This window comes from Kitasatospora misakiensis (genome assembly GCF_042656005.1).
GTDB classification, from domain to species: Bacteria; Actinomycetota; Actinomycetes; order Streptomycetales; family Streptomycetaceae; genus Kitasatospora; species Kitasatospora misakiensis.
The window spans coordinates 280,157-284,145 of the sequence record NZ_JBHSOF010000003.1 but is presented as its reverse complement, the minus strand read 5'-3'; the positions used below and the strand labels follow the sequence as shown (position 1 = coordinate 284,145).

The window sequence follows — 3,989 nt, the reverse complement described above, 5'->3', positions numbered from 1 at the left end:
TCACCCGCTCGCTGATCGCTTACGACCACTAATCACATTGGACCTACTCGTCTAGAGTTGACGGGTGGCCGAAGAGACGTGGAACAGGGTGGACGGGCAGGTGCGGGCCGGGTCCATCGTGCAGGCGGGGTCCGTCGGGGAGTTGCACGTGCATCAGGCGGCCGTGCGGGACGCCGCCGTGCCGTGCCAGTTGCCGCCGGCGCTCGCGCACTTCGAGGACCGGATCGACGAGCGGGCGAGGGTGCTGGCGGCGTTCGCCGAGGCGCCGGACGGCGGCGGGCCGCTGGTGGTGGCCCTCAGCGGTATGGGCGGGATCGGCAAGACCGCGCTCGGCTTCGAACTCGCCCGCGCCCTGCTGGCCCACTGCCCGGACGGCGCGCTGCACGTCGACCTCGACGACCTGCGGCGCGACGGCGCCGTCGAGACCGCCGACGCCCTCGGCGACCTGCTGCGCTCGCTCGACCCGGACGCCCGGCCCGAGCCGGAACTGCGCGGCCGGGCCCGTCAGTACTGGACCGCCACCCAGGGCAGGCGGCTGGTCGTCGTGGTCGACAACGCCCGCAGCGGCGCCGAACTGCGGCCCCTGCTGCCCGCCTCCGCGGCGAGCGTGGTCATCGTCGCCAGCCACGGGCCGCTCTACGACCTCGACGGCGTCCGCCTCGTCGACCTGCCGCTCGGCCCGCTCGCCCCCGAGGACGCCGTCAATCTGCTGCGCCGGATCGTCATCGACGACCGCTCCGCCGTCGACCGGCTCGCCGCCGACCCCGAGTCGGCCGCCGAACTCGCCCGCCGCTGCGCCGGCCTGCCCGCCGCGCTGTACGTCGCCGGGCGCTGGATCCGCCGTCACAAGCGCCGCGAACTGCGCCGACTGGTGGAGGAGTTGACCGCCGAGCTGGACCGGGAGGGCGTGCCCGTGGTGGAGGCGGTCTGGGACGCGGCGTACGCGAGCCTCGGCCCCGTCGAGGCCCGGCTCTACCGGCTGCTGCCGCACCACCCCGCCCCCGTGGTGGACGACCACGTGGCCGCCGCCCTCCTCGACACCGACCCCGACCGGGCCGCCGCCGCGCTCGACGAACTGGACACCGCCGGGCTGCTGGAACGGCGCCCCGACGGCCTCGGCCTGCACGCCCTGCTGCGCGGGCACGCCCTGCGGCGGGCGGAGCGGACGCCGGGCGCCGCCGCGGAGGCCGCCGAGGCCCGCCGGCGACTGGTGCGGTGGTACCGGCGGCAGGCCGGCCGCGCCGACCTGGTCGCCGCCGGTCCCCGGCTCACCGTCTCCGCCCCGGCCGCCGGGGCGCCCGCCCCCGAAGCGGTGCCGGACCTCGAATTCCCGGACGCCCGCGCGGCGTTGCGCTGGCTGGAGGACGAGCGGCTCGCCCTCTACGGCTGTGTGCGGATCGCCGCCGAGGACGGGCTCGACGAGGAGGCGGTGGCGCTCTGCGAAGCCCTCTGGACGCACTTCCTCGACCACCGGCACTACGCCGACGTCATCGAGGCCTTCGGTCACGGTGTGGCCGCCGCCGTCCGGGCCGAACGGCTCGCCGCGACCGTCCGGATGCGCTGTCAGCTCGCCCGCCCGCTCTGGGAGCAGCGCCGATACGCGGAGGCCGCCGAGGAGTTGAGGCTGGCCGTCAACGGTGCCCGGCTGCTCGGCGACTCCGACGAGGCCCGCAAACTCCGCGCCTCCGCCGTCGAGTTCCGCGGCAAGCTCGCCTCGGTGCGGGGTGACTGGGCGGCGGCCGTCCCGGACTTCGAGGCGGCGCGGGAGGAGCACCGGGCCATCGGCAACACCTACGGTGCCATGCTGCAGACCTATCTGCTCGGCCGGGCCGCCGTCGCGCTCGGTGAACTCCCGCGTGCCGTCGACCTGTTGAGCGAAGCGCACACCACCGCGAACGCGCTCGGCCGGGAGCGGATGATCGCCCGGACCGGCTTCGAGCTGGGCGGCGCCCTGCGGGCGGCCGGTCGCGGGGCGGAGGCCGTCCACCTCTACGAGGCGGCGCTGACCGCCGCCCGCGAACGGCGCTCGGCGGGCGACGAACTGCGGGTGCTGGAAGCGCTGATGGCGCTCAGCGAGGAGGCCGGGGACACCGTGGGCGCGGCCGGCTACCGGGCGGCCGTCGAGGCGCTGCGCGGCCCCGACGGGGACGGCGTCGCGCCGATCGCGTGACGGGGTGGGGCGGTTCGGGTGGGGCGGTCCGGGCGGGGTCTCAGACGAGCTGTCCCAGGTCGGCTTCGGTGGCCATGGTGAGGTGGGCCCGGTAGGGCGTTCCGTCGATGCGGCAGGTGAGCGGGCCGTCCGGCGCGGGCCCGGTGCCGAGCCGGGCGTGGACGGCGGAGAGGACGGCGGCGGGGTCGGTGCGGCGGACGCGGCCGGCCGCCCGGTGGGGCTCGATCAGGACGGTGAACGGGTCGCCGTCGAGCCGCCGGACCAGGCAGCGGGTGGGGGAGAGGACGACGGCGGCGGTCCGGCAGCCGAGGTGATCGGCGAGGGCCTCGTCGAGCCAGTCGGCGGCCGTCCGGTCCTCGTGGTGCCAGGCGTCCGGCGCCGCTGCGGCGCCCGTCGCCCGCCGGTAGAGCAGGGCCGCGCTCTGGGCCTGGCGGATCCCGGCGCGGCCGTACTCGGCGGCCAGGTGGTGGTACGGCCGGTCGGTCCACGGCGGGAGGCGGTCGATCGTGACGGTGTCCGGGTCCTCTCCGTTCGACTCAGCCCTCCGGACGAGGACGGCGAAGGCGGCCGGGGTGCGGGGCGCGGCGGGCAGGGCGGTGAGCGGGCGGGGCCGCGCCGGGCGGGCCGGCGGGACCAGGCCGAGCAGCGCGTACAGCTCCGGGCCGAGGGTGGCCAGCGCCTCCCCGGGGAGGGCGAACGCCGCCTCGGCGAAACGGCGGGTGCCGGGGCCGGGCGGCGCCGGGGCGGTGAGGACGGCCGCCGCGTCGTCACCGGAGGGGTCCAGCCGGGGGGCGGCGGCCAGCAGTCGGGCCATCGGACTGCCCGGGACCAGCTCGCCGCCGCCGTCGCAGACCGCCACCACAGGCCGGTCGAGCGCCGCCGCGTAGAGCGCGGTCGAGCCGTGGTCGGTGACCACCGTGTCACCGGCGACCAGCAGCGCCGCCCACTCCTCGAACGGCCCGGCCAGCACCAGCCCCGCGTCCAGGGCCGGGCGCAGCCGCCGGGCCAGCTCGAAGGAGCCGGTGCGGCTGTACTCGTTGGGGTGCACGACGAGCGCCAACTGGTAGGCGTCGTGGGGGAGTCGGGCGGCAAGCCGGGCCGGAAGCCCGGGGTGGCGGGTGAGCAGCGACTCCGGACCCCAGGTGGAGGAGAGCACCACCAGCCGGCGCGAGCCGGTGCCGAGCGCCCTCCGGAACGCCTCGCGCCGGTCCAGCGAGAGGAGGATCCGGTCGAGCGTGGGGTCACCGGCCACCAGCGCCGCCGCTTCGGCGGGCGGGCAGTGCGCGGCGAGCCGGGCCACCTGGTCGGGGTGGGCCAGGGCGTGCAGGGCGGCGATCGGGCGCGCGTCCTCGGTGAGCAGGAACGCCGGGTCCAGGCCGGACGGGAGGTGCGGCGAACCCTCGTCCGCGAGCGCCTTGTTGAACCCGGCGCCGTGCGGCAGCAGGACCTTCGGCCCGCGCAGCGCGGCGAGTTCACCCTTCGGGTTGGCGGTGAGGATCAGGTCGTGGCGCCGGGACGCCGCCTCCGGCCAGGACAGGCAGCGGGCCCCGGAGGAGACGACGGCGCTCAGCGCGTCCGCGTCGAAGGCTGAGCCGGGGACGAGGGTGAACCGGCACCGGACGCGGGCGTCGCCGTCGAAGACGGGCAGCAGGTCCAGCAGCCGGTGCAGCGCGGCTGCGGAGCGGACGGCGAGCAGTACGTCGCGCGGGGGTTGGGACTCATCGTCGGGGCTGGTGGCCGGGGTCGCCGGTGCCGGCACGGCTGGCTGGCTGGCTGGCTGGCTGGCTGGCTGGCTGGCTGGCTGGCTGGCTGGCTGGCT

At 77.1% G+C, this 3,989-nt stretch carries 2 protein-coding genes; one reads left to right on the top strand and one right to left on the bottom strand.

What is annotated here, in order from left to right:
• Positions 1 to 64: 64 nt before the first annotated feature.
• Positions 65 to 2,170 (top strand): NB-ARC domain-containing protein, encoded by a 2,106-nt coding sequence (locus ACFP3U_RS05080; protein WP_380223950.1) that lies wholly within the window; start codon positions 65 to 67, stop codon positions 2,168 to 2,170.
• A 40-nt stretch (positions 2,171 to 2,210) separates the two neighbouring features.
• On the opposite strand, the gene ACFP3U_RS05075 is transcribed toward ACFP3U_RS05080, so the two are convergent.
• Positions 2,211 to 3,929, bottom strand: a complete 1,719-nt coding sequence (locus ACFP3U_RS05075; RefSeq protein WP_380223949.1) for a translation initiation factor 2 — start codon at positions 3,927 to 3,929, stop codon at positions 2,211 to 2,213.
• Positions 3,930 to 3,989: the final 60 nt, after the last annotated feature.